This is a genomic window from Sporosarcina sp. P7 (assembly GCF_002743425.1).
Taxonomy (GTDB): Bacteria; Bacillota; Bacilli; order Bacillales_A; family Planococcaceae; genus Sporosarcina.
The window spans coordinates 78,441-98,458 of the sequence record NZ_PDZF01000008.1 but is presented as its reverse complement, the minus strand read 5'-3'; the positions used below and the strand labels follow the sequence as shown (position 1 = coordinate 98,458).

At 40.3% G+C, this 20,018-nt stretch carries 24 protein-coding genes; 6 read left to right on the top strand and 18 right to left on the bottom strand.

Annotated features, from left to right (window positions below; genetic code table 11):
* Positions 1-76 precede the first annotated feature (76 nt).
* Genes CSV60_RS09605 through CSV60_RS09595 form a run of 3 tightly spaced genes read right to left on the bottom strand, consistent with a single transcriptional unit; the run spans position 77 to position 1,575 of the window.
* Positions 77-655: an SCO family protein gene (locus tag CSV60_RS09605; RefSeq protein ID WP_233189592.1), complete on the bottom strand. Its 579-nt coding sequence runs from the start codon at positions 653-655 to the stop codon at positions 77-79.
* A gap of 30 nt (positions 656-685) precedes the next feature.
* Positions 686-1,147: a hypothetical protein gene (locus CSV60_RS09600; RefSeq protein WP_099636837.1), complete on the bottom strand. Its 462-nt coding sequence runs from the start codon at positions 1,145-1,147 to the stop codon at positions 686-688.
* Positions 1,148-1,155: 8 nt separating this feature from the next.
* On the bottom strand, positions 1,156-1,575 hold the full coding sequence (locus CSV60_RS09595) for a hypothetical protein (protein WP_099636836.1): 420 nt from the start codon (positions 1,573-1,575) through the stop codon (positions 1,156-1,158).
* Positions 1,576-1,831: 256 nt separating this feature from the next.
* On the opposite strand from CSV60_RS09595, the gene CSV60_RS09590 reads away from it, so the two are divergent.
* Entirely contained in the window at positions 1,832-2,806 is a 975-nt protein-coding gene (locus tag CSV60_RS09590) for an SEC-C metal-binding domain-containing protein (protein WP_099631462.1), read from the top strand.
* A gap of 21 nt (positions 2,807-2,827) precedes the next feature.
* Positions 2,828-3,931: a radical SAM/CxCxxxxC motif protein YfkAB gene (gene yfkAB / locus CSV60_RS09585; RefSeq protein WP_099636835.1), complete on the top strand. Its 1,104-nt coding sequence runs from the start codon at positions 2,828-2,830 to the stop codon at positions 3,929-3,931.
* 49 nt (positions 3,932-3,980) lie between these two features.
* On the opposite strand, the gene CSV60_RS09580 is transcribed toward yfkAB, so the two are convergent.
* From CSV60_RS09580 to CSV60_RS09565, 4 genes are all read right to left on the bottom strand, one after another.
* Entirely contained in the window at positions 3,981-4,766 is a 786-nt protein-coding gene (locus CSV60_RS09580) for a MetQ/NlpA family ABC transporter substrate-binding protein (protein WP_099636834.1), read from the bottom strand.
* Positions 4,767-4,893: 127 nt separating this feature from the next.
* Complete coding sequence (locus CSV60_RS09575) at positions 4,894-5,334, bottom strand: hypothetical protein (RefSeq protein WP_099636833.1); 441 nt, start codon at positions 5,332-5,334, stop codon at positions 4,894-4,896.
* An 8-nt stretch (positions 5,335-5,342) separates the two neighbouring features.
* Positions 5,343-5,675, bottom strand: a complete 333-nt coding sequence (locus CSV60_RS09570) for an ASCH domain-containing protein (RefSeq protein ID WP_099631458.1) — start codon at positions 5,673-5,675, stop codon at positions 5,343-5,345.
* A 122-nt stretch (positions 5,676-5,797) separates the two neighbouring features.
* Positions 5,798-6,547, bottom strand: coding sequence for a FixH family protein (locus tag CSV60_RS09565; protein WP_099636832.1), 750 nt, complete (start codon positions 6,545-6,547; stop codon positions 5,798-5,800).
* Positions 6,548-6,705: 158 nt separating this feature from the next.
* Here CSV60_RS09565 and CSV60_RS09560 point away from each other — a divergent pair, with 158 nt between their 5' ends.
* The 4 genes from CSV60_RS09560 to CSV60_RS09545 all read left to right on the top strand — a co-directional run bounded on the left by CSV60_RS09560 (position 6,706) and on the right by CSV60_RS09545 (position 9,772).
* The gene (locus CSV60_RS09560) at positions 6,706-7,383 is read left to right on the top strand and encodes a response regulator transcription factor (RefSeq protein ID WP_369823614.1); all 678 of its coding nucleotides are present in this window, start codon (positions 6,706-6,708) and stop codon (positions 7,381-7,383) included.
* Complete coding sequence (locus tag CSV60_RS09555; RefSeq protein ID WP_099636830.1) at positions 7,380-8,774, top strand: sensor histidine kinase; 1,395 nt, start codon at positions 7,380-7,382, stop codon at positions 8,772-8,774. The genes CSV60_RS09560 and CSV60_RS09555 overlap by 4 nt, the downstream gene beginning before the upstream one ends.
* A gap of 6 nt (positions 8,775-8,780) precedes the next feature.
* Positions 8,781-9,341, top strand: coding sequence for an SCO family protein (locus CSV60_RS09550; RefSeq protein WP_099674325.1), 561 nt, complete (start codon positions 8,781-8,783; stop codon positions 9,339-9,341).
* Positions 9,342-9,406: 65 nt separating this feature from the next.
* Positions 9,407-9,772 carry a hypothetical protein gene (locus CSV60_RS09545; RefSeq protein ID WP_099695038.1) on the top strand — a complete coding sequence of 122 codons (366 nt, stop codon included), beginning with the start codon at positions 9,407-9,409 and terminating at the stop codon, positions 9,770-9,772.
* 15 nt (positions 9,773-9,787) lie between these two features.
* On the opposite strand, the gene rlmN is transcribed toward CSV60_RS09545, so the two are convergent.
* The 11 genes from rlmN to hisZ all read right to left on the bottom strand — a co-directional run bounded on the left by rlmN (position 9,788) and on the right by hisZ (position 19,910).
* On the bottom strand, positions 9,788-10,864 hold the full coding sequence (rlmN, locus tag CSV60_RS09540; RefSeq protein ID WP_099636828.1) for a dual-specificity RNA methyltransferase RlmN: 1,077 nt from the start codon (positions 10,862-10,864) through the stop codon (positions 9,788-9,790).
* 85 nt (positions 10,865-10,949) lie between these two features.
* Complete coding sequence (locus tag CSV60_RS15845) at positions 10,950-11,126, bottom strand: hypothetical protein (protein ID WP_158231552.1); 177 nt, start codon at positions 11,124-11,126, stop codon at positions 10,950-10,952.
* A gap of 97 nt (positions 11,127-11,223) precedes the next feature.
* The gene (locus tag CSV60_RS09535; RefSeq protein WP_099636827.1) at positions 11,224-12,576 is read right to left on the bottom strand and encodes a cyclic 2,3-diphosphoglycerate synthase; all 1,353 of its coding nucleotides are present in this window, start codon (positions 12,574-12,576) and stop codon (positions 11,224-11,226) included.
* Positions 12,577-12,794: 218 nt separating this feature from the next.
* Entirely contained in the window at positions 12,795-13,856 is a 1,062-nt protein-coding gene (gene hisC, locus CSV60_RS09530) for a histidinol-phosphate transaminase (protein WP_099636826.1), read from the bottom strand.
* Positions 13,849-14,499, bottom strand: coding sequence for a bifunctional phosphoribosyl-AMP cyclohydrolase/phosphoribosyl-ATP diphosphatase HisIE (hisIE, locus tag CSV60_RS09525; RefSeq protein WP_099636825.1), 651 nt, complete (start codon positions 14,497-14,499; stop codon positions 13,849-13,851). Before hisIE ends, hisC begins: the two co-directional genes overlap by 8 nt.
* Positions 14,492-15,256 carry an imidazole glycerol phosphate synthase subunit HisF gene (hisF, locus tag CSV60_RS09520; RefSeq protein ID WP_099636824.1) on the bottom strand — a complete coding sequence of 255 codons (765 nt, stop codon included), beginning with the start codon at positions 15,254-15,256 and terminating at the stop codon, positions 14,492-14,494. Before hisF ends, hisIE begins: the two co-directional genes overlap by 8 nt.
* Positions 15,243-15,968, bottom strand: a complete 726-nt coding sequence (gene hisA, locus CSV60_RS09515) for a 1-(5-phosphoribosyl)-5-[(5-phosphoribosylamino)methylideneamino]imidazole-4-carboxamide isomerase (RefSeq protein ID WP_099631447.1) — start codon at positions 15,966-15,968, stop codon at positions 15,243-15,245. Before hisA ends, hisF begins: the two co-directional genes overlap by 14 nt.
* A 225-nt stretch (positions 15,969-16,193) precedes the next feature.
* Complete coding sequence (gene hisB / locus CSV60_RS09510; RefSeq protein ID WP_099636823.1) at positions 16,194-16,778, bottom strand: imidazoleglycerol-phosphate dehydratase HisB; 585 nt, start codon at positions 16,776-16,778, stop codon at positions 16,194-16,196.
* Positions 16,760-18,058: a histidinol dehydrogenase gene (hisD, locus tag CSV60_RS09505; protein ID WP_099636822.1), complete on the bottom strand. Its 1,299-nt coding sequence runs from the start codon at positions 18,056-18,058 to the stop codon at positions 16,760-16,762. The genes hisB and hisD overlap by 19 nt, the downstream gene beginning before the upstream one ends.
* Positions 18,055-18,690 carry an ATP phosphoribosyltransferase gene (gene hisG, locus CSV60_RS09500; protein WP_099631444.1) on the bottom strand — a complete coding sequence of 212 codons (636 nt, stop codon included), beginning with the start codon at positions 18,688-18,690 and terminating at the stop codon, positions 18,055-18,057. Before hisG ends, hisD begins: the two co-directional genes overlap by 4 nt.
* The gene (gene hisZ, locus CSV60_RS09495; RefSeq protein ID WP_158233169.1) at positions 18,678-19,910 is read right to left on the bottom strand and encodes an ATP phosphoribosyltransferase regulatory subunit; all 1,233 of its coding nucleotides are present in this window, start codon (positions 19,908-19,910) and stop codon (positions 18,678-18,680) included. The genes hisG and hisZ overlap by 13 nt, the downstream gene beginning before the upstream one ends.
* Positions 19,911-20,018 lie beyond the last annotated feature (108 nt).

Sequence of the window (20,018 nt, the reverse complement as noted above, 5' to 3'; positions counted from 1 at the left end):
AGGAAAATTCAGGATTTCTACTTGATTTCTTTATAAAGTTCGCCTCCCTATCCCTAATTCAAAAGTACTGCTATAACTATTTGATTAGTTGTTGTAGATGATTAGCGATTTCTTCGATTGCTACTTTATTTTTCCGTGTTGCCATATTATGTTGTGCTCGTATCGAATCTTTATCGTCGACAATATACATAGAAGTTGAATGGGTAACGAATCCATCTTCATTTTTGTCGTAATAGAAATTCAGATAGTTTGAAAACGCTTTAGTCGATTCTTCTGTGCCCCTAAAAAACAACCAGTTAGGGTCTTCAATATTAAATAGTTTTTTATATTGCACTATTTTATCTTCCGTATCATATTCAGGATCCACGGTGATAGCTATGATAAAGTATTTATCCTGAGAGATTCCCCTATCTTCCATTACCTCTTGCAAAGCTGTCAGATCCAACATAGTAGTGGGACAAACATCGGGACACTTTGTGAAGAAAAATGTGACAAGCTTTGGTTTCCCCTGGAAGTTTGTCTTGTTCTCGCCCACCTCTGTAAAAGGCCATTCAGCTACTTTTCCAATTTGGGGTAGTTCCACCGCTTTCGACCACATCGCATATAAAACCAAAAAAACGATAGGTAGCATTAATAGGATGATGGATTTTTTCACTATTTTTCTCCTCTCATGCCCAAACTATCTTCACCCTCTCATCGAATAGCGGATGAAGAAACAAACCAACGAATGGGAAAAGGCAATAAATATAGTTAGGATAAAAAGATTACTCTCAATCAATGAATTAGAATCAAGGGGGATATTGCAAAGCGCGGGATTTTTCAACACTGCACCAAGCATCATGCCCATTACTCCCCCTATCACGCCGTTATAAAGACCATTTAATGAAGCAGGTGCTTGAATAAGTGAACCGAATCGCCAACCTATACACACGCCAAGAAATATTGGCAATAAATACGTAGCCATTTGAATATCTGGCAACAATAATTCTAAGTACAATGCTGTGGAAAAAGAAGAGATGGACGCAATCGCCATACAAATTGTTTTTGTGAATCGGTCGTCAAACAACAATCCTTTCTTCTTTACTATTCGATAGTTGGCTAGTATTTCACCAACACACCACATGAACAGCAAGAGTAGAAGTAGCATAACCCCCTTCACGCCCTTTTAATAGAAATGAATAAAATACCTAAGCAACCGATGAAGAATGCATGTAGAAACCAGATAAATAGCATTTGCATCTCTATAACAGTGCCAATCATCGGTGCCATTAGCCCGACAATCAGACCATTCGTCAAACCAGTCACAAACGTCTGATAATCAATCAGCATACCAAACCAAGCTCCTACTACTCCTCCAATAATCGCCGAGAGTAATGTAATATACGTAAAGTGAAACGGCAAATGTGTGATAAGCATGATCCCAAACAACAAAGCGGCCATCCCGCCCATAACCATGCTCATATTCATACCTAAATGGAAACCTACCAATTTCCTCACTTTTCTAATGTACATATAAAAGCCAGTGATTAGACAGATGTCTGCATACAATAAAAATAGCAAGATAGACTGCTCCATAGGTCACCTCGAAATAGCATATGGAAGAAGAGACAGAATAGTAACCTATTTATCCAATATTTCACCAGATATAAAGTAAAATTTATACTGCATACTATCCCTTCTCCCACATATTTAAGTACTCTTCAGTTCTGTTATATAGTACACAATAGGTGAAGATTTCACTGCCGTTTAATCAACACACAAATATCATGCGAACTCGCCTCGCGTTTGGTACACTTAGATATGTAGTAATTTTAATAAGGGAAGTGTTTTAATGGTTGGACGTAATGATCCATGCCCATGTGGCAGTGGAAAGAAATATAAAAAGTGCTGCGAACGAAAAGATGCGGTGACAGTTGAGGATTTGTTGACAGATGAAATGGAGCACTTATTGCAAACATTTTATGATATTCATCCCCAGCGACCAGATATACCGGCGTTCGTGGAATTTGCTAATACATGGAAATCTTCATTGAATAGTTATTTACCACAAGAAATGATCGAAACGATTGCGCTTGACGAATTTTTCTTCCATAAACGAAGAGATATTTGGGACGACTATGTGGCAAAGCAGAAGAAAAAACATATTCGACCATCTATTCTAGAATTATTGGATAGATGGTCAGAGCCGCGTGTATTTATCGGTGAAGTAACTGCTGTCGGGAATACTTATTTAACAGCTACAAGTATTCTTGGTGATGAAACGATTGAATTGTGGAAAGAAAGCGATAAGCCTATTCCTGTTGGTGTGCACTTTTATTGCTTCATACTTTCTGATGGTACGTCTGAAGGTAATTATCTAGCAGTCTCCAGTTTAATCTTCTTCCCGACTGATCATTCGGAAGCAATCAAACAATTTGCCAAAACACTTGCGGATACTGAAAATCCTTCGCTAAAAGAATCCATCATGAAGTTCTGGATAGCGCTTGGTGAAAGCGGCTATACCGGAGATGAGTTTACTGAATTTGAAGCAGGCGTTATAGAGTCGGCTGATGATTTTTTACAGCAACATGACCGAGAATCGGAGGCATTGCTTGAAGTGCTTGAAGACTTCTTAGTAGATAAGCAGCCAAAAGCACGTAAAAAACTAGCGATTGCAGCGGGCGCAATCCGTTATGGACAAGACAATAATTATTTTGAACCACTCGATATGACACTAAAAGAAATCGCGGAAGCATTCGATGTTTCTACTTCTTCGATGAGTAAATACGCGAAGGATTTGGCGGAATATGCTAGCGATAAAAATTAATTGGTATAAGGAGTTACGTACATGGTACTTTCACATTCCCGTCTACTAGATGCATGGGAAGCGTATCAAGATGTAGAGTTGCACGGTAAACAAGTTCTATCAAGTATAGAATTCACGACGACATACTTATGCAATATGCGTTGTGAACACTGTGCCGTTGGATATATGCTACAACCGAAAGATCCACAAGCATTACCCATCGAATTGCTGTTGCAGAAATTGGATGAAATCCCCCACTTGCGAACGATTAGCTTAACAGGTGGCGAACCGATGTTTTCGAAGAAGTCCGTCGAGCAGTATGTCGTACCGCTATTGCAGTATGCACATGCGCGCGGGATTAAGACGCAGGTGAATTCAAACCTTACTATGCCTATAGAACGTTATGAATTAATTGCACCCTATTTGGATGTACTGCATATTTCACATAACTGGGGTACGGTCGATGATTTCATCGATGGTGGATTCGCTCGTATGGAACGCAAACCGCCACGTGAACGTCGTGCAGCACAATTCGTACGCATGATTGAAAACAGTCAAGCATTGTCTGAAATGGGTGTAATGGTGTCAGCGGAAACTATGCTGAATCGCCGAACATTGCCTCATTTACAGACGATTCATGAACAAATCGTCCATGAAATGAAATGTGGACGCCATGAAATACATCCCATGTATCCTAGCGATTTCGCTTCGTCATTGGATGTGCTCACTTTGGACGAAACACGTATCGCCATGCTCGATTTGCTGTCCTACCGTGATCCGCAAACTTGGATGCTATTTGGAACATTGCCATTTTATAATTGCAGTCACGACGCGAGAGATCAAGAATTATTTACGAAACTTGCAGCAAGTGAAAACGTCACTGTACGAAATGATCCAGATGGTCGTTCCCGGTTGAATGTCAATATGTTTACCGGAGATGTGATCGTGACAGATTTCGGAGATGTTCCGGCACTTGGAAATATTCAAACCGATCATTTAACCGATCTATACGATAACTGGCAACAGCATCCATTAGCGAAAAGCGTTAGCTGTCACTGTCCTGCTGTGCGTTGTCTTGGGCCGAACTTACTCGTAAAAGATGCCTATTACCCAGATATAGACTTTTTGAAGCGACAACAAAGATAAGTTAGACGAAAAAACCACGTATGGCTCGAGTTGAGTCCATACGTGGTTTTTATTTTCCGAAGCCTTGGAAATGTTCATCAATAGCTTCTTGGAATGTTTTCGATGCTACTGCTTTTTTTATCGCAAGTGCAAAATCCTTCTTACGATCTTCTTCTCTAACTGCAACAATATATTGCAACTCTTCATCTAGCTGTTCGTGCGCCAGAGCATCGTCCAATTCCATTTCATTGACCATAATATAATTGTCTGGAATAATTGCCAAATCACCGCTTGCCATAGATGGAATCAGCTGAGCAATCAAGATGGGCTGGATGTTTAGGTTTTTCGGATTACTCTCAATTTGTTTTTCTGTAACCGCATAAGTTGGTGCTTTTGGATCTATTGAAATTAACCCCTGCTGTTCAAGGAAACGTAGGGCTCTTGCCGTGCCTAGTTCATCATTCGGAATAGTAACCCATGAACCATTTGGTATATCGTCCATCGATGTCAACGAGTTGGAGTACAAGCCAAGACCCACACTCGGAACTTCCGTTAAAGCCACTATCGGCAAATCATATTGTTCGTTAAACTGCTGAAGATTGATTTGTTGTTGGTTGATGTTGGCGTCTATTTCGCCATCAGCCAACGCTTTATTTGGTTCGATTAAATCTACGTACGATTCGATTTCAACTGTGTAACCTAGCTCTTCAAGTGCCGGTTTTAATGCCTGATCGATGACTTTTGCATAAATTCCTGCCGTCGTGCCTATTTTTATTGTTTCATTGCTACCGGTTGGACTGCATGCCGTCAATAGCAACCCAAAGATCGTCAGTAGACCGAGTACTTTCATTTTCATCTTCAAATCGTTCCTTTCAAAAAACTGCTATCTTCATCATATTCGCTGTAATTTTTACTGTCAAACCAAATCCTACAATAAAAAAGATGTGCAACAATGTACACATCTTTTTGCTCGCTATGTAATTTTACCAGACTGCCGGTTTTTGTACCATCAGCCAAAGCATCACCATCAGCAGTCCAATATAGATCCAGGCAGTGCGTTGCAACTTATTGACCACTGCTTCCCTATCAATGCTTGGTTCATGGAATCTTTTCAATACAGAGGAGAAACCAGTTGCCAAGAAGAATCCGGACAGCAACATGACGCCTATTGTGAGAATAACCCACGAGGTGTTCCATGGCCATGGACCAAATAAAATTAATAAGATACCGGTCACAACAAGCACATGGCCTGAGTGCATAACGAGTCGTATAATGATCCGGATAAACGCAAGATAGATGTCTTCCGCTTCTGCTTTAGCAGTACGTAGCCGACGTATTAATGGCAGTAGGAGAAATAATGGGCCTACTGAAATTACAGCCGATACTACGTGCGCATAGACAATCGCTCCGTAATAATAGTTCATTTAAGAGATTATTTCTGAGCTGGGCTATATTCGTGCACCCAAACTTTCATTTTAGGAAGCCAAGGCATTTTGTCGTGGATCGACAACATCACCTGTTTATATTCTTCAACTGTTTCATGACCTTCAGATTTGGCATCTTCATCCGTTAGTTCACCGAGTGTTTGTTCATACAATTTCTCAATTTTGTACTCTTTGCCTTCTAACGTCATAATTTCGCCAGGGTATGCATACACACCATTACGTCTAGTCGCCCATTTTTCACCGTTAAGTACTTTTTGTACATCTTCTGGAATTGTTACAAGTCTTTCGATGGAACATGTTTTCTCTGGATAGTTTGTCATGCTAACACTCCTCTTTGTTGGTTAATCTTTCACGTATACTAGTGTACCCTTTTTCATCAATGAATTACAGCTTTTGCTTCCCAATAAAATGCCCTCCCCACCGGAGTGACGAGGGATGATATTTATTTTACTTCTACAGTATGTTCTTCGTGCTCGTGTATCTCTTCATTTTCAATGTGGATAATCACTTGATAGCTGCCCGCTTTAGGAAATTGATAGTTGGCTGTATATTCACCCGGTTTCGCTTCATCCGTATCTACCCATGTGGTTTCTTTATCTGCCGAGATGATTTCATAGCGGACTTGTGCCTTTAATGCTTCACCGTCAAGCTGTGCATGTGTCATCAACACTGTATCTGTCGCTGCTTTTGCTGACTCAGGTTGCATGAAATGAAGAGATAATCCTTCCACTCCATCGCCATGTTCATGATGTTGATCGTCTTGTGCACTTTCATGTTCATCCGATTGATGACTCGCATCTCCGATTTGGATTTGCTTTTTTGGCATGACATGCATCCCCCGCGCAGTAACATGAACCTGTACATGATACATACCATCTGTCTCAAATGTATTTTCTGCTGAATAAATACCGTCTTTATCATGGGTTGATTCTACGTGAATACTGTCTTCTTTCTTGCCTTCTTCCCAGATTTCATACTCCACTTCTGATGCATCATCTACATTTTCTTCACCTTGTGTAACGTGTGTAGTAATGAATACCGGTTCATTGACATTTCCTTGTTCAGGTACTGTAAGTTCTACTTCAATTGGTTCAGGTAAAACAGCTTCCGTCGGTACCTCTTCATCTTGACCACAACCAGCAAGAATACCAATCATTGCCGTACTCATGACAAACATTCCAAAACGTTTCATCTTTTCATTCTCCTATCTATTCGTTTAGCTGTTATGATTATAAAATATGATTACGAAATTTCAATGAAGTTTCGACAACTTTTTGAAACTTCATGTGGATTTCACATGTTTTCCGGAAAATTAGCGTGCAGAGATTTTATGAAATGAGGCGTATTGAATTGGGTTACCAATTATTGATCATTGATGATGAACCGCAAATGCGGGATTTAATTCGTGTCATTCTCGAAGATGCGGGATATACCGTAATAGAAGCCAGTGACGGTTTGCAGGCTTTGTCGGCCGTTAAGCAACATACTATAGATTTATGCATAGTCGATGTGATGATGCCTTATATGGATGGGTTCACATTTGCAGAGGAGATGAAACGCACTTCTTCGATTCCTTTGATTTTCCTATCTGCACGAGGCGAAGAATGGGATAAAGTACAAGGGTTGAAGCTTGGTGGTGATGATTATATCGTCAAGCCCTTCTTACCAGGAGAACTTGTGGCGCGGATCGAAGCGGTCTTACGCAGAACATACCGCCACAATCCCGCCCCACTCGTATTACATGCAGGTCCACTTACTATCAATGAGGACTCGTATACCGCACAGCTTAATGGAGAAGCCTTAAGTCTAACTTTGAAGGAATTTGGCTTGCTATTGTTGCTAGTCAAACATAAAGGGCGCGCATACTCCCGTGAACAATTACTTGAATTGGTCTGGGGCGATGATCACCAGAGCAGTGAGCGTACAATCGATACACATATCAAGACTCTTCGTCTAAAACTAGGGGATGCAGGTAAAATGATTGAAACAGTATGGGGAATCGGCTACAAGTTAGAGGACCCTGAATGAATAATTTGAATCTAAGCAAAAAGATGTTGATTGTGTTTTTGGGCAGCATCATTTGCACCATTTTATTTTCATTCTTCTTCATTCATTACTTGTATACGGATTTATATAAAGAACAGATTAAAGAGTCCATCATGTATCAAGGAAATCGAACGGCTTCTCATTATCATTACGGCGAGCTAAGTGATTCGATCATTGAAAAGATTCAATGGTATAACATTGTCTCCGAGTATGAAATCATCGTTGTAGACCGTCTGGATGATTTAACGTCCCATTTCCCTTATCAGATCAATTATCAATCACTGATCAATGAAAACGACGAGAAGATACTAGAAACGGGTAAGCCTGTTATGAAAGAAGGCTATGTGGATGAACTAAAACGGGAAATCTTCGGTGGAATTTTTCCTATTAAAGGAGAAAATGGACTAATCGGTTTTATTTATATTTATGTTCCGCTCGCCGCAATCCAAGATGTGTTCCATGATAGTCTTCCGCTCATGGTACTTGTAGGCAGTATTTTCTTTCTTATTCTATTTTTGATTTTGCAACGTGTATGGCGTTCGTTGTTCGAGCCACTGCAAACATTGCAGATCTATTCGGAAGAAGTATCTAAAGGTGATTATTCCAATCGACTCAATACGGTACGGACAGATGAAATAGGTAAGCTTTCGACTGCATTTGATTCAATGAGTCGTTCTCTTGAAGAACAAGATCAGCGCAAGAAAGATTTCACGTCAAATATTGTACATGAGCTTAGGACACCTTTGACGTATATTAGCGGCTATGCGCAACTTTCGCGCGATAAAATTGATTCGTCTCCTGATGATGTAAAACAATACTTATCAACCATCGAGAAAGAAACTGAACGCCTGAAAAAGCTCATACATGATTTAGTCGAGCTAAATCATTTAGAGCAGGATGTTTATTCATTAGTAAACGAACCAATTGCGATAGCGCAATTACTGTTAGATACATTGGAATTATTCGTAATTCGGTTAGAGGAAAAAGATATTCAGTTGCGCACATCAATTGATGAGGAATTGATTTTAGAAGGAGATCCTAAACGATTGCAACAAGTTTTTTATAATACGATTGATAATGCAGTAAAATATGCTGCGCAATCCATTTCTATTCATCTTACGGCCAGTAAACACGGTGTACAATACCGCATCGCAAATGACGGCGTGACAATCGGGGATGAAGACATAGATCATATCGGAGAACGTTTTTTCCGTACCGATAAAGCACGAACTCGCACGACAGGCGGTACTGGACTTGGCCTTTCGATCGTCAAAGAAATTATAAGGTTACACGAAGGAACATTCACGATTTCCAATGAAACAACAGAAACTATTGTGGTGATCGAATTGCCTGAGCAAATACGAAAGGAGTGAAAGCAGTTGAAACGTTTGATTCCTTTTATGTTGATGCTCATAGTATTCGTCAGTGGTTGCAGTGAACCACTTGAGCGTGGGAAACAAGTTCGTGAATTCACCTTTACGGATCAACATAATCAACCATTTAATTCCAAGGAACTTTCTGGTTTGCCCTGGATTGCAGACTTTATCTTCACGAATTGTACAACAGTATGTCCGACATTAACGAGTGAGATGGCGGAGCTACAAGCTGAATTGAAAGATCGGAACATCGAAATGAACTTCATTTCGTTTTCTGTCGACCCTAATACCGATACACCTGCAGTATTGAAAGACTATATCGCAAACTTCACGGATGATGAATCCAACTGGCATTTGCTGACAGGCTACACACAACTAGAATTTGAAGCATTTGCACGTGAAGAGTTCCAGACTTTTGTGCTGAAACATGAATCTTCCACTCAAGTTGTCCATGGCACAAATTTTTATCTAATGGATTCAGAAGGCTATATGATGAAGGAATATAATTTCTCAAATGAATCTTATAAAGAAGAATTATTGGCTGATTTAAAACGTATGAAATAATAGTCGGAGGGCGTGACGTATTTCGTCGAATCCGCTATACTAGGATAGGAAAGCAGGTGTACGTGTTGGATCCTCGTTATTGGAAAGCCGGTTTTTTTACTGCATTGATTTCATTTGTTCTACTCATTTTAGGCGTACGGACAGTACTTGGACATGATCTAGTCGTCAATAATTATTTGACGTTTGCAGTGTTCGGTCTCATAGTCGGCATTGTCAGCTCCCTCTTACTATTCTATGAGCTATCCATTGCATTTAAAATGTTCATGGTCGTTCTCGTTCTAGCATTTGCCGAAATGTTCCGCAGCTTCCTGATGATGGATAATGAATACTCAGAAGCAATCGGAATTTTATCTTTGTTCATTATTTCATCTTTCGGACTAGCAATCTCCATTATTGTACAGTTTATTGTAAAATTAGCTCGCAAAAACTAAAAACCGGTCGGAGAATTAATCTCCGACCGGTTGTTTTTTTACTTTCTTGATTTGTTTACTTCTCAATTGACCACATGCTGCATCGATATCCGTACCGTTCTCAAGACGTACTCCACAATTGATGCCTTTACGTTTAAGTGCTTCGTAAAACGATTTAATGGCCTCGGGTTCACTGCGTTGATACTGACCGTGCTCGTCTACCGGATTATAAGGAATCAAATTGACATACGACAAGTGACGTTTATCAGCCAACAGCCTGCCTAGTTCTTCCGCCTCTTTCACATGATCATTTACATCGCGCAGTAAAATGTATTCGAATGTGATTCGACGATTAGTAGTTTCTAAATAATAGTTAATGGAATCCATTAGTTTCTCTATCGGGAATGCTTTGTTAATTTTCATGATAGATGAGCGTAACTCATTATTAGGTGCGTGTAATGAAACAGCTAAATTAATCTGAATGTTTTCATCCGCAAAGTCTTTAATTTTCTCAGTCAAACCACTTGTGGAAACGGTGATATGACGCGCACCAATAGAGAGACCTTTTTGATCGTTGACAATATGCAAGAAATTCATCAAATTCGCATAGTTATCGAATGGTTCGCCGATTCCCATGACAACGATATGACTGACACGCTCGTCTTCACCTTTGCCGTCCAGATGCTCTTGAACTTTCATGATTTGACCAACAATTTCCCCAGCATTTAAATCACGATTTTTACGCAATAAACCACTTGCGCAGAAACTGCATCCGATATTACAGCCTACCTGTGTCGTCACACACACAGAATAGCCATAAGGGAATTTCATTAAAACCGTTTCAATCAAGTTGCCATCTTCCATTTTAAAGAGAAACTTCACTGTACCGTCTTGTGAGACTTGCTTGACATTTTGTTCGAGTGTTTGGATCGAGAAATTCTCATCCAACAAGTCTCGCGCTTCTTGATTGATGTTTTTCATTTCATCAAAGGAAAGTACACGTTTCTTGTAGAGCCAGTCCCATACTTGGGCTGCTCGGAATTTCTGTTGTCCGTTTTCTATGAAGAAGTTTGTCAATTGTTCAATTGTCAAACCATATATGGATTTTTTCATGTGATTTCTAGCCTCATTTCAAAATTGCAATCTTATTATTATACTACAAGTTTGCAGTAAAAGGAACAACTGATTAGATTTATAATCATTTTTGCTGAACGTCTTTGTCCGTTCTAAGCTTCATGAAAAATGATAATAGGTTCAATGCTGCGAGTACGACAAAAAAGATCCCCATACCGGTATGTCCTGTAGCGATTCGATCATATGCAAAATATGCCATCACCACGCCAATGACAAGATCAATAATTTTTGAATTAAACAAGTTCCTACCCCCTTACTGTCCTATTCGTAGTATAGCAGAAAAAAGCACCTGCAACCGAATTTCCATCCGGTGCAAGTGCTCGATAAGCTATCTTTTCTTACACATTTGTCGTAGTAAGTTTATGTTTTTTGATGAAGTCTGTTAGTACTGTTTCAAGATTTGGGGTTCCGATTTCATCCAAATCATAATAGACACGTGTGCATGGCTTGTTTATATTAATGACTCGTGACAGATCCATAGGTGTACCAATAATGACTGCATCTACATCAGCTGCATTGATCGTCGCTTCCAAATCTTTTAACTGTTCTTCACCGTAGCCCATTGCTGGTAAAATATTTTCGATGTGCTGATACTTATCAAAAGTTGTGATTAAGCTTCCTACTGCAAATGGACGCGGGTCAACAATTTCAGCTGCACCAAGACGCTGTGCTGCAATTACACCTGCACCAAGCTTCATTTCACCGTGAGTCAATGTCGGACCATCTTCAACAATTAGCACGCGCTTGCCTTTGATGATTTCAGGATTATCAACAGAAATCTTTGATTCCGCTTTAATAATTGTACTGTTTGGTGCTGCAAATTTAATATTGTTTTCAACCGTTTGAATTGCTTCTTCCGATGCACTATCAATTTTGTTGATAATGGACACATCTGTTGTACGCAAGCATACTTCACCTGGGTAGTATTTCAATTCATGGCCTGGACGGTGTGGATCGAGAACTGTGATCGCCAAGTCTGGCTCGTAGAATGAAAAGTCATTGTTCCCGCCATCCCAAAGGATTACGTCACAGCCGTCTGGATCATTTTCAGCAGCATTCAGAATATCCTGGTAATCTACGCCTGCATAGATGATATTTCCACGGTCAACGTGCGGCTCATATTCTTCCATTTCTTCAATCGTACATTTATGTTTTTTGAAATCTTCTACCGTTGCATAACGCTGCACACGTTGTTCAGCCAAGTCGCCATAAGGCATTGGATGACGAACAGCTACTACTTTCAAATCATGCTCAAGCAATGTTTCAATAATTTTACGGGATGTTTGGCTCTTCCCTGTTCCCGTTCTAACCGCACAAACAGAAATAACTGGTTTATTACTTTTAATCATCGTTGCTTTTGATCCAAGGAGTGTAAAATTAGCACCTGCCGAGTTCACAATTGCACCAATTCCCATAACCTTTTCGTAGCTTAAGTCACTATATGAGAAAACACATTCATCTACTTCTAGTTCTTTGATCAACTCAGGTAGCTGATCTTGTGAATAAATAGGAATTCCTTCAGGATACAATTCACCAGCTAATTCAGTTGGATATTTACGTCCATCGATATCCGGGATTTGCGTAGCTGTAAATGCCACGACATTGTATTCTTCTTTACCACGGTAGTATGTATTAAAATTGTGGAAGTCTCTTCCTGCCGCACCAATAATGATTATATTTTTAGTTTTCATAAATTTATCTCTCCAATCAAGCTTCTTTTTATTATTATAAGTCAACATGTATAAAAATACAATAGAAAATATTAAAAATACATGTATTTGTATACATATACATCTTTTATTTGTCATATATTGTCGCAAAAGCTACTATAGCAACCATCTATGCATCTTTCTATACATTTACGACAAGAAAAAGCCATTCAGTATCGAATGGCTTTTGATCAATTTATTCATCTAGTAAGTTGCTTAAGCACTTCAAACAGTGTATTCATCTGATCGTCTGTACCGATCGAAATACGTAAATAATCACGAATATCCGCTTGGTCGAAGTGACGGACTAAAATTCCACGATCTTTTAATTGTTGATACAATACTTTTGCGTCATTGTGTAAAGGCTTAACAAAGACGAAGTTTGCATCGGATGGGAGAACTTCAAAGCCTAACTCTTTTAAAGTATGGACTGTAGATTCACGTGTGCGAATGATTTTATTTGTACTTTCCGAAAAGTATGCATGATCAACAAATGCAGCGGTAGCCCCCGCCATAGCTAAGCGATCAATTGTGTATGAGTTGAAGGAATCTTTAATTCGCGTCAATCCTGCTATCAATTCGGGTTGTCCAAGTGCGAATCCGACACGCAATCCTGCTAGTGCACGAGATTTAGATGTGGTTTGAATCACAAGTAAATTTGGATAACGATCAATCAGTTTCATCGCAGACGGACCTGCAAAATCAATATATGCTTCATCAATAATGACTACTTGATCTTGATTGTTTTGCAAAATATCTTCGATTACATCCAACCCAGCATAAATACTTGTCGGCGCATTGGGGTTTGGTAGAATGACGCCGCCTGGTGAATTATAGAACTGCTTTTTGGGTAATGTGAAATCAGCATTTAATGGAACTTTTTCGAATGATATATTAAATAGCTTGGAATAGACCGGATAAAAACTATAGCTAATTTCCGGAAACCTAATTGGTTTTCCTGGCTCGAAAAATGCCATGAATGAAAATGCCAGTACTTCGTCAGAGCCATTACCTACAAAGACATGGTCTTTTGTCAGTCCATATGTCTCCGCTATCGCGTGACGTAAAGGATCTACTGTTGGTGAAGGATAGCGTTGCAATGTGTTGCCGTTTAACTCCTCTTGAATCGCCTCTAATACTTTTGGGCTTGGTGGATACGGGTTTTCATTCGTATTTAATTTTATGATATCTGGCTGATTCAACTGCTCACCCGGAACATAAGGTTCTGTACGGCGTGCAACTGTGCTCAGAAATCTACTCATTGCGTGGCACTTCCTTTTTCGGTCTTCTTTCACGTAACACTTGTTGAACATCCGTTAGATCAACGTCAAGAATATTCATCAATACAAGTGTATGGTAGACCAGATCTGCAATTTCATTGGATACTTCTTCTTTATCTGCATTTTTTGCGCCGATTACGACTTCCGTAGATTCCTCTCCGACTTTTTTCAACACTTTGTCGATACCTTCATTGAATAAATACGTCGTATACGAGCCGTCTATCGGATTGGCTTTGCGATCTGCGATTTCGTCAATTACCTCATAGACGACTTCACGTAATGATTCTTCTTTTTCCATTGCTGTTGTGAAGAAGCATGTTTTTTCGCCCGTGTGACAAGCAGGACCTTGTGGAGTAACTTGGATCAGTAAGGTATCTTGATCGCAATCTACAGAAATACGTTGCACTTGCTGTGTATTTCCGGATGTTGCGCCTTTATTCCAAAGTTCCTGTCTCGAACGACTATAAAACCAAGTTTCATTTGTTTCTATAGTCTTTTCAATTGAATCCTTGTTCATATAAGCAAGCATTAGGACTTCCCCTGTGCGATCGTCTTGTACAATCGTTGGGATTAGACCTTTGTCGTCAAATTTTAATGCATGGATGTCTAGTGTCATTTTAGTCATTCCTAACTGCGATATTTTCTTCTGCTAAGTAATTTTTCAAGTCTCGAATATTGATTTCATTGAAGTGGAATACGGATGCGGCTAGGGCTGCATCTGCTTGCCCTTCTGTAAGTACATCTTTAAAGTGTTCAGGTTTTCCAGCACCACCACTTGCGATGATTGGAATAGTAACAGCTTCAGCCATAGCCCGGTTGAGTGCTAGATCATACCCGTCTTTGACTCCATCTTGGTCCACGCTATTGACGACCAGCTCACCAGCGCCAAGTGCTTCCATTTTCTTCGCCCATTCAATTGCATCGATCCCTGTTTCTTCCATACCGCCTTTTGCATAAACGGACCACTTGTTTTCGCCTTCTTGACGAACATCCATCGATAACATCACACGCTTCGATCCGTACTTATCCGCTACTTCTTTGATTAGTTCCGGATTCGTCAAAGCTGCACTATTGATAGATATTTTATTACCACCAAGTTCAAATACTTTGTCCACATCTTCAAGCGTACGAATTCCCCCGCCTACGATGAATGGGATCGGCACTTCTTTTGCAATTTCCTCAATTAAATCAAGGAACATACCACGGTTTTTCGTCGATGCAGAAATGTCATAGAATACAAGTTCATCAGCGCCGTCTGCAACATACTTTTTTGCTAATGTAAGAGGATCTGCCACTTCCTGAACGTCTAAAAATTTCTTTCCTTTTACAACTTTACGATTATCTACGTCCAAACACGGAATGATCTTTTTAGTTGTTGACATGACTGTCGTCCTCCAATAGTTTTTTTAAGGATAAATTGCCTTCGTATAATGCTTTCCCGATAATAGCACCGTACATGTCTTCAGCTGCGAGTTTCTTAATGTCCTCTTCTGTAGATACACCACCTGATGCGATAATATCGATTGAAGATGCATCATCCATAATTTTCAGTTCTTCAAAGTTTGGTCCCTGAAGCATGCCATCTTTCATAATATCTGTATAGACAACTGTTCTGACGCCTATCTCCGCCAAGTCCTGTAATAAATCAACTGCTTTGACGTCACTTGTTTCCGTCCAACCGTCTGTTGCGACTAAGCCGTTACGTGCGTCGATGGAGACAGCAATTTTGTCACCGTACTTTTCAACGGCCTTTTTCAAGAATTCAGGATCTTGGATAGCTGCCGTGCCGATAATGACACGTGCAACGCCGTTTTCGATATGTGAGTCGACAATGTCCATATTGCGAATTCCGCCGCCTACTTGAACAGGGATACTGACTGCTTTTGCGATGGCTTCGATGGCTTTTTTGTTGGCGGAGTTTCCTGTTTTTGCGCCGTCTAAGTCTACGACATGGATGTATTCGGCTCCTTGGTTCTGCCACTCTTGTGCCATGTTTGTTGGTGAGTCGTTATAGATTATTTCTTGTGCGTAGTCACCTTGAATGAGGCGTACACATTTGCCATCTCTTATGTCGATTGCTGGGAATAAAATCATCAACTAGTCCTCCTAATAAATGAAATAAGCATAAAAAAAGCATTGGCGCCGTTGATCTGCACTGCGGGCGGACGCTTTCCTGCGGGCATGGCTTGAGCCTCCTCGCTTCGCTGCGGGGTCTCAAGACTCATGCTTATCCCGCGGGAGTCGCCGCCCTCCGTTCCGATCAACTAGTATATTCTTATACACAGTATATTTTTCAAGAATCAAAACCGAAAACTTTAATTACAATGACCCTTTAGTAGAAGGTATGCCTTTTACGTCTGGGTTGATTGTGCTGGCTACGCGAAGGGCGCGGCCGAAGCTTTTGAATACGGATTCTATAATGTGGTGTGTATTTTTTCCGTAGTTCAAGTTGATGTGTAATGTGATTTTGGCGTTGTTTGTAAATGCTAGGAAGAATTCTTCGACTAGTTCTGTGTCGAATTCCCCTACTTTGTCTTTCATTCCGTCTACGTTAAATACAAGGAATGAACGGCCACTGATGTCGATAGATGCTGTGGATAGTGCTTCGTCCATTGGTGTGGAAACTAACGCAAAGCGTTCTATTCCTTCTTTTGTGCCGATGCATTGGTTGAATAATTGGCCTAGAACAATACCAACGTCTTCTACGGAATGGTGTTGGTCCACTTCAATATCGCCATCACATGTTACGGATAAATCAAAGCGTCCGTGTTTTGCGAATGCCGTCAGCATATGGTCGAAAAATCCCACACCCGTGTTGATATTCGTCTTTCCCGTACCGTCTAACGAAAATTCCATTTCAATAGATGTTTCGCCTGTCTTACGTGTTAATTGTTGTTTTCGCATTCGTATCCTGCCTTTCGTACGTTAATCGAGTTAGCATGTCCTGTTAATTGTTCGGCATTTGCTAATGTAATGATGTCATCTGCCACTTCTAACAAAGCGTTCTCGGAATAGTAGATAATACTCGACTTTTTCATGAAATCATATACGCCTAATGGAGAAGAAAACGCTGCTGTTCCACTCGTCGGTAATGTGTGATTTGGTCCAGCCATATAATCACCCAATGCTTCAGGGGAGTGCTGGCCTAGGAAAATAGCTCCAGCGTTTCGTATAGCAGCCAAGTGCTCCATAGGATGATCGATCATTAGCTCCAAATGTTCTGGTGCTAAACGGTTCACCGTATCAAATGCTTCTTGTAGTGAATCGACTACAATGATACGTCCAAAGTGTTCTATAGATTGTGCTGCAATTTCCTTGCGGTCGAGTTCAGCTAGCTGACGTTCAACTTCCTTGGAAAGCTCGGTCGCAAATGCTTCGCTCGTCGTGATACATACTGCCGCCGCACGCTCATCGTGCTCTGCTTGAGATAGTAAATCTGCTGCTGCATAAACAGGATTTGTATTGGCATCGGCTACGACACAAATTTCACTTGGTCCAGCAATCATATCGATTGCTACATCACCGAACACCCACTTTTTCGCTCTCGCAACGTATGCATTTCCAGGTCCAGTGATTTTGACGACCTTTTCAATTGTCTCTGTTCCGTACGCTAGGGCAGCTATTGCTTGTGCTCCACCTACTTTAAAAATTCGATCGACTCCCGCTTCTTTCGCTGCTACTAAAACGTGAGGATTAATCTTGCCGTCACGTTGTGGGGGTGTCACCATGGAAATTCGTCCGACTCCCGCAATTTTAGCCGGTAATGCATTCATTAAGACCGTCGACGGATAGGCGGCTTTTCCGCCCGGGACGTACAATCCAACACTGTCGATTGGTGTTACTTTCTGACCGAGCATGATGCCTTCATTCGGATTTAAAAACCATGATTGCTCTTTTTGTGCTTCGTGATAAGTCGTGATTCGCTCTTTTGCTGCACGCAATGCGCGGTAGAAATCTTCTGTAACTGCTTGTTCTGCTTCAGTGATTTCTTCTTCTGTGACGATCAAGCGGTCAAGCTTCACTCCGTCAAAACGTTCAGTGAAATCCAGTAATGCTTCGTCGCCTTCAGAACGAACTTTGTCAATGATGGATAAGACATTGCGATCAAACTCCAAATCCGTTTGATTAGAGTCATCTCGTTCTAGTAGTTCTTCTATGAATTCAGCCCCACGAATGATCTTCATGAACGCACCTCCAAACCTTCCTTCATGTCTTTGATGAATTGCTGGATATCTTCAGTTTTCGTAGCATAACTTGCCTTGTTGACTATTAATCGTGCACTGACATCCGCCATCTCCTGCAAGACAACGAGGCCATTTTCTTTTAATGTTGTACCCGTTTCGACAATATCGACAATGACATCTGACATGCCAATCAATGGTGCGAGTTCAATCGATCCATTTAATTTGATCATTTCAGTACGAATACCTTTTTTGTCGAAAAACTCTTTCGCAACTAATGGATATTTTGAAGCAACTGTTAGAAATGGTATGTTTTCAATTGGTGTATCGGGATATCCCGCTACCGCAAGCTTACAACGTCCAATTCCTAAATCCAGTAATTCATAGACATCACGTGGATCTTCCATCATGACATCTTTTCCAACAATCCCTACGTCAGCTGCGCCTTTTTCAACGTACACTGGAACGTCTACTGCTTTGACAAAAATGAGTTTAATCTTTTGCTTGTCGTCATAAATGACGAGCTTCCGACTTTCATCAGTGAATTCTGAAAAATGTACATCTGATTTCTCAAGAAACTTCATCGCACGTTCTGCCGTTCGTCCTTTTGCCATCGCCACTGTTAGATAATCCATTCAGGTACCCCTTTCTTGCTTGCGATAAAATCAAGCAATTGTTTGAAATCGATGAACTCTTTTGTCTCTTCTTGATCTACTAGTTTATTTTGCTGTTCTGTTAATTGAATCGTGTAGAGACTGTCTGACTGGTGTTTTGCATCAATTATAGATTTAGAAATGACACGATAGTCACGCTCTCTTAACTCATTCGTTATATCGATTGCGTATTTAATACGGCTTTCTTCATATAATACAGTCACGTCGATGCTATATCGTTCCTTCTGACCTTTATTGGATGAAGCTTTGACTAATGATTCGATTTCACATGCAAAACCAATTGCCGGTAATTTCATGCCAAACTCTTCACTTAATGCATCATAGCGTCCACCCATTAATACCGGCTTGCCAAAATTCTCTACATAGCCTTGGAAAATGATGCCTGAGTAATACCCCATATGATTGATCAAGCCAAGATCGATGACGATATGCTTCTTCAATCCATATAATTCGACGATATCGCACGTTTTTTGTAAATAGTTGATTGCCTCTTGCGCCGATTCACTAACCTGTAAGTTTTGTAGTTTTTCAAACACTACTTCAGGTGCACCGTATAATAGAGGTAATTGCTCGAGTACTTCTTTAACGGAAGGATCAATTGACAACCGCTGTAGGAATGGACCTATTTCTACGACGTTTTTTGCTTGAATCAACGTCTTGAGTTCAGCTGTTTGTTCTGCTGTGATATTGGAATCCGCGATCAATTCATTGAAGAATCCTGCATAACCAATTTCAATTTTCACATCTGTAAAACCTACGTCTCGTAATGCGTGACATGCAAGCATGATCGTTTCAGCATCCGATGCCGGTGAACTCTTGCAATAGAACTCGACCCCTGCCTGCGTTTTACCGATTCGTTCACTTTCCTGGAATGTCTGTCTAAAGACTTCCTGCACATAATAATAACGCATTTCTTCAGGTAAATTATCATGCAACTGAACGAGTTGCTGTGTCAATGGTATCGTAACGTCCGGTCGTAAAACGAGTACTTCACCGGTATAGTCAATTACTTTGATCATTTCATTTTGATTAATTGAGGTACGTACATTGGAATACAGATCATATTGTTCAAATGCGGATGTTTTAATGCGTTTATAGCCATATGTAGTGAATCGTTTTCCTAATATGCCGATGATCTTTTCATGCTTTTCATGTTCGTTTCCAAGAATTTCAGAATACAAGATATCTTCTACCGCCTTCCATGAGTAAAATATACTTCACTGCTTTACCATGCTAAAGTTAATTATTACTATAATGGTTTTGTAGAGCGTTGTCAACTGTTAGAAGCA

What these genes read in the sequence shown, in the direction of transcription:
- CSV60_RS09555 (WP_099636830.1), top strand. Translation starts at nt 7,380, where the DNA reads ATGAATAATTTGAATCTAAGCAAAAAGATGTTGATTGTGTTTTTGGGC.
- CSV60_RS09535 (WP_099636827.1), bottom strand. Translation starts at nt 12,576, where the DNA reads ATGAAAACTAAAAATATAATCATTATTGGTGCGGCAGGAAGAGACTTC.
- yfkAB (WP_099636835.1), top strand. Translation starts at nt 2,828, where the DNA reads ATGGTACTTTCACATTCCCGTCTACTAGATGCATGGGAAGCGTATCAA.
- CSV60_RS09565 (WP_099636832.1), bottom strand. Translation starts at nt 6,547, where the DNA reads ATGAAACGTTTTGGAATGTTTGTCATGAGTACGGCAATGATTGGTATT.
- CSV60_RS09570 (WP_099631458.1), bottom strand. Translation starts at nt 5,675, where the DNA reads ATGACAAACTATCCAGAGAAAACATGTTCCATCGAAAGACTTGTAACA.
- CSV60_RS09580 (WP_099636834.1), bottom strand. Translation starts at nt 4,766, where the DNA reads ATGAAAATGAAAGTACTCGGTCTACTGACGATCTTTGGGTTGCTATTG.
- hisG (WP_099631444.1), bottom strand. Translation starts at nt 18,690, where the DNA reads ATGGATTATCTAACAGTGGCGATGGCAAAAGGACGAACGGCAGAACGT.
- CSV60_RS09575 (WP_099636833.1), bottom strand. Translation starts at nt 5,334, where the DNA reads ATGAACTATTATTACGGAGCGATTGTCTATGCGCACGTAGTATCGGCT.
- CSV60_RS09590 (WP_099631462.1), top strand. Translation starts at nt 1,832, where the DNA reads ATGGTTGGACGTAATGATCCATGCCCATGTGGCAGTGGAAAGAAATAT.
- hisB (WP_099636823.1), bottom strand. Translation starts at nt 16,778, where the DNA reads ATGCGAAAACAACAATTAACACGTAAGACAGGCGAAACATCTATTGAA.
- CSV60_RS09595 (WP_099636836.1), bottom strand. Translation starts at nt 1,575, where the DNA reads ATGGAGCAGTCTATCTTGCTATTTTTATTGTATGCAGACATCTGTCTA.
- CSV60_RS09600 (WP_099636837.1), bottom strand. Translation starts at nt 1,147, where the DNA reads ATGCTACTTCTACTCTTGCTGTTCATGTGGTGTGTTGGTGAAATACTA.
- hisF (WP_099636824.1), bottom strand. Translation starts at nt 15,256, where the DNA reads ATGTCAACAACTAAAAAGATCATTCCGTGTTTGGACGTAGATAATCGT.
- hisA (WP_099631447.1), bottom strand. Translation starts at nt 15,968, where the DNA reads ATGATTTTATTCCCAGCAATCGACATAAGAGATGGCAAATGTGTACGC.
- hisD (WP_099636822.1), bottom strand. Translation starts at nt 18,058, where the DNA reads ATGAAGATCATTCGTGGGGCTGAATTCATAGAAGAACTACTAGAACGA.
- hisC (WP_099636826.1), bottom strand. Translation starts at nt 13,856, where the DNA reads ATGAGTAGATTTCTGAGCACAGTTGCACGCCGTACAGAACCTTATGTT.
- rlmN (WP_099636828.1), bottom strand. Translation starts at nt 10,864, where the DNA reads ATGAAAAAATCCATATATGGTTTGACAATTGAACAATTGACAAACTTC.
- hisIE (WP_099636825.1), bottom strand. Translation starts at nt 14,499, where the DNA reads ATGACTAAAATGACACTAGACATCCATGCATTAAAATTTGACGACAAA.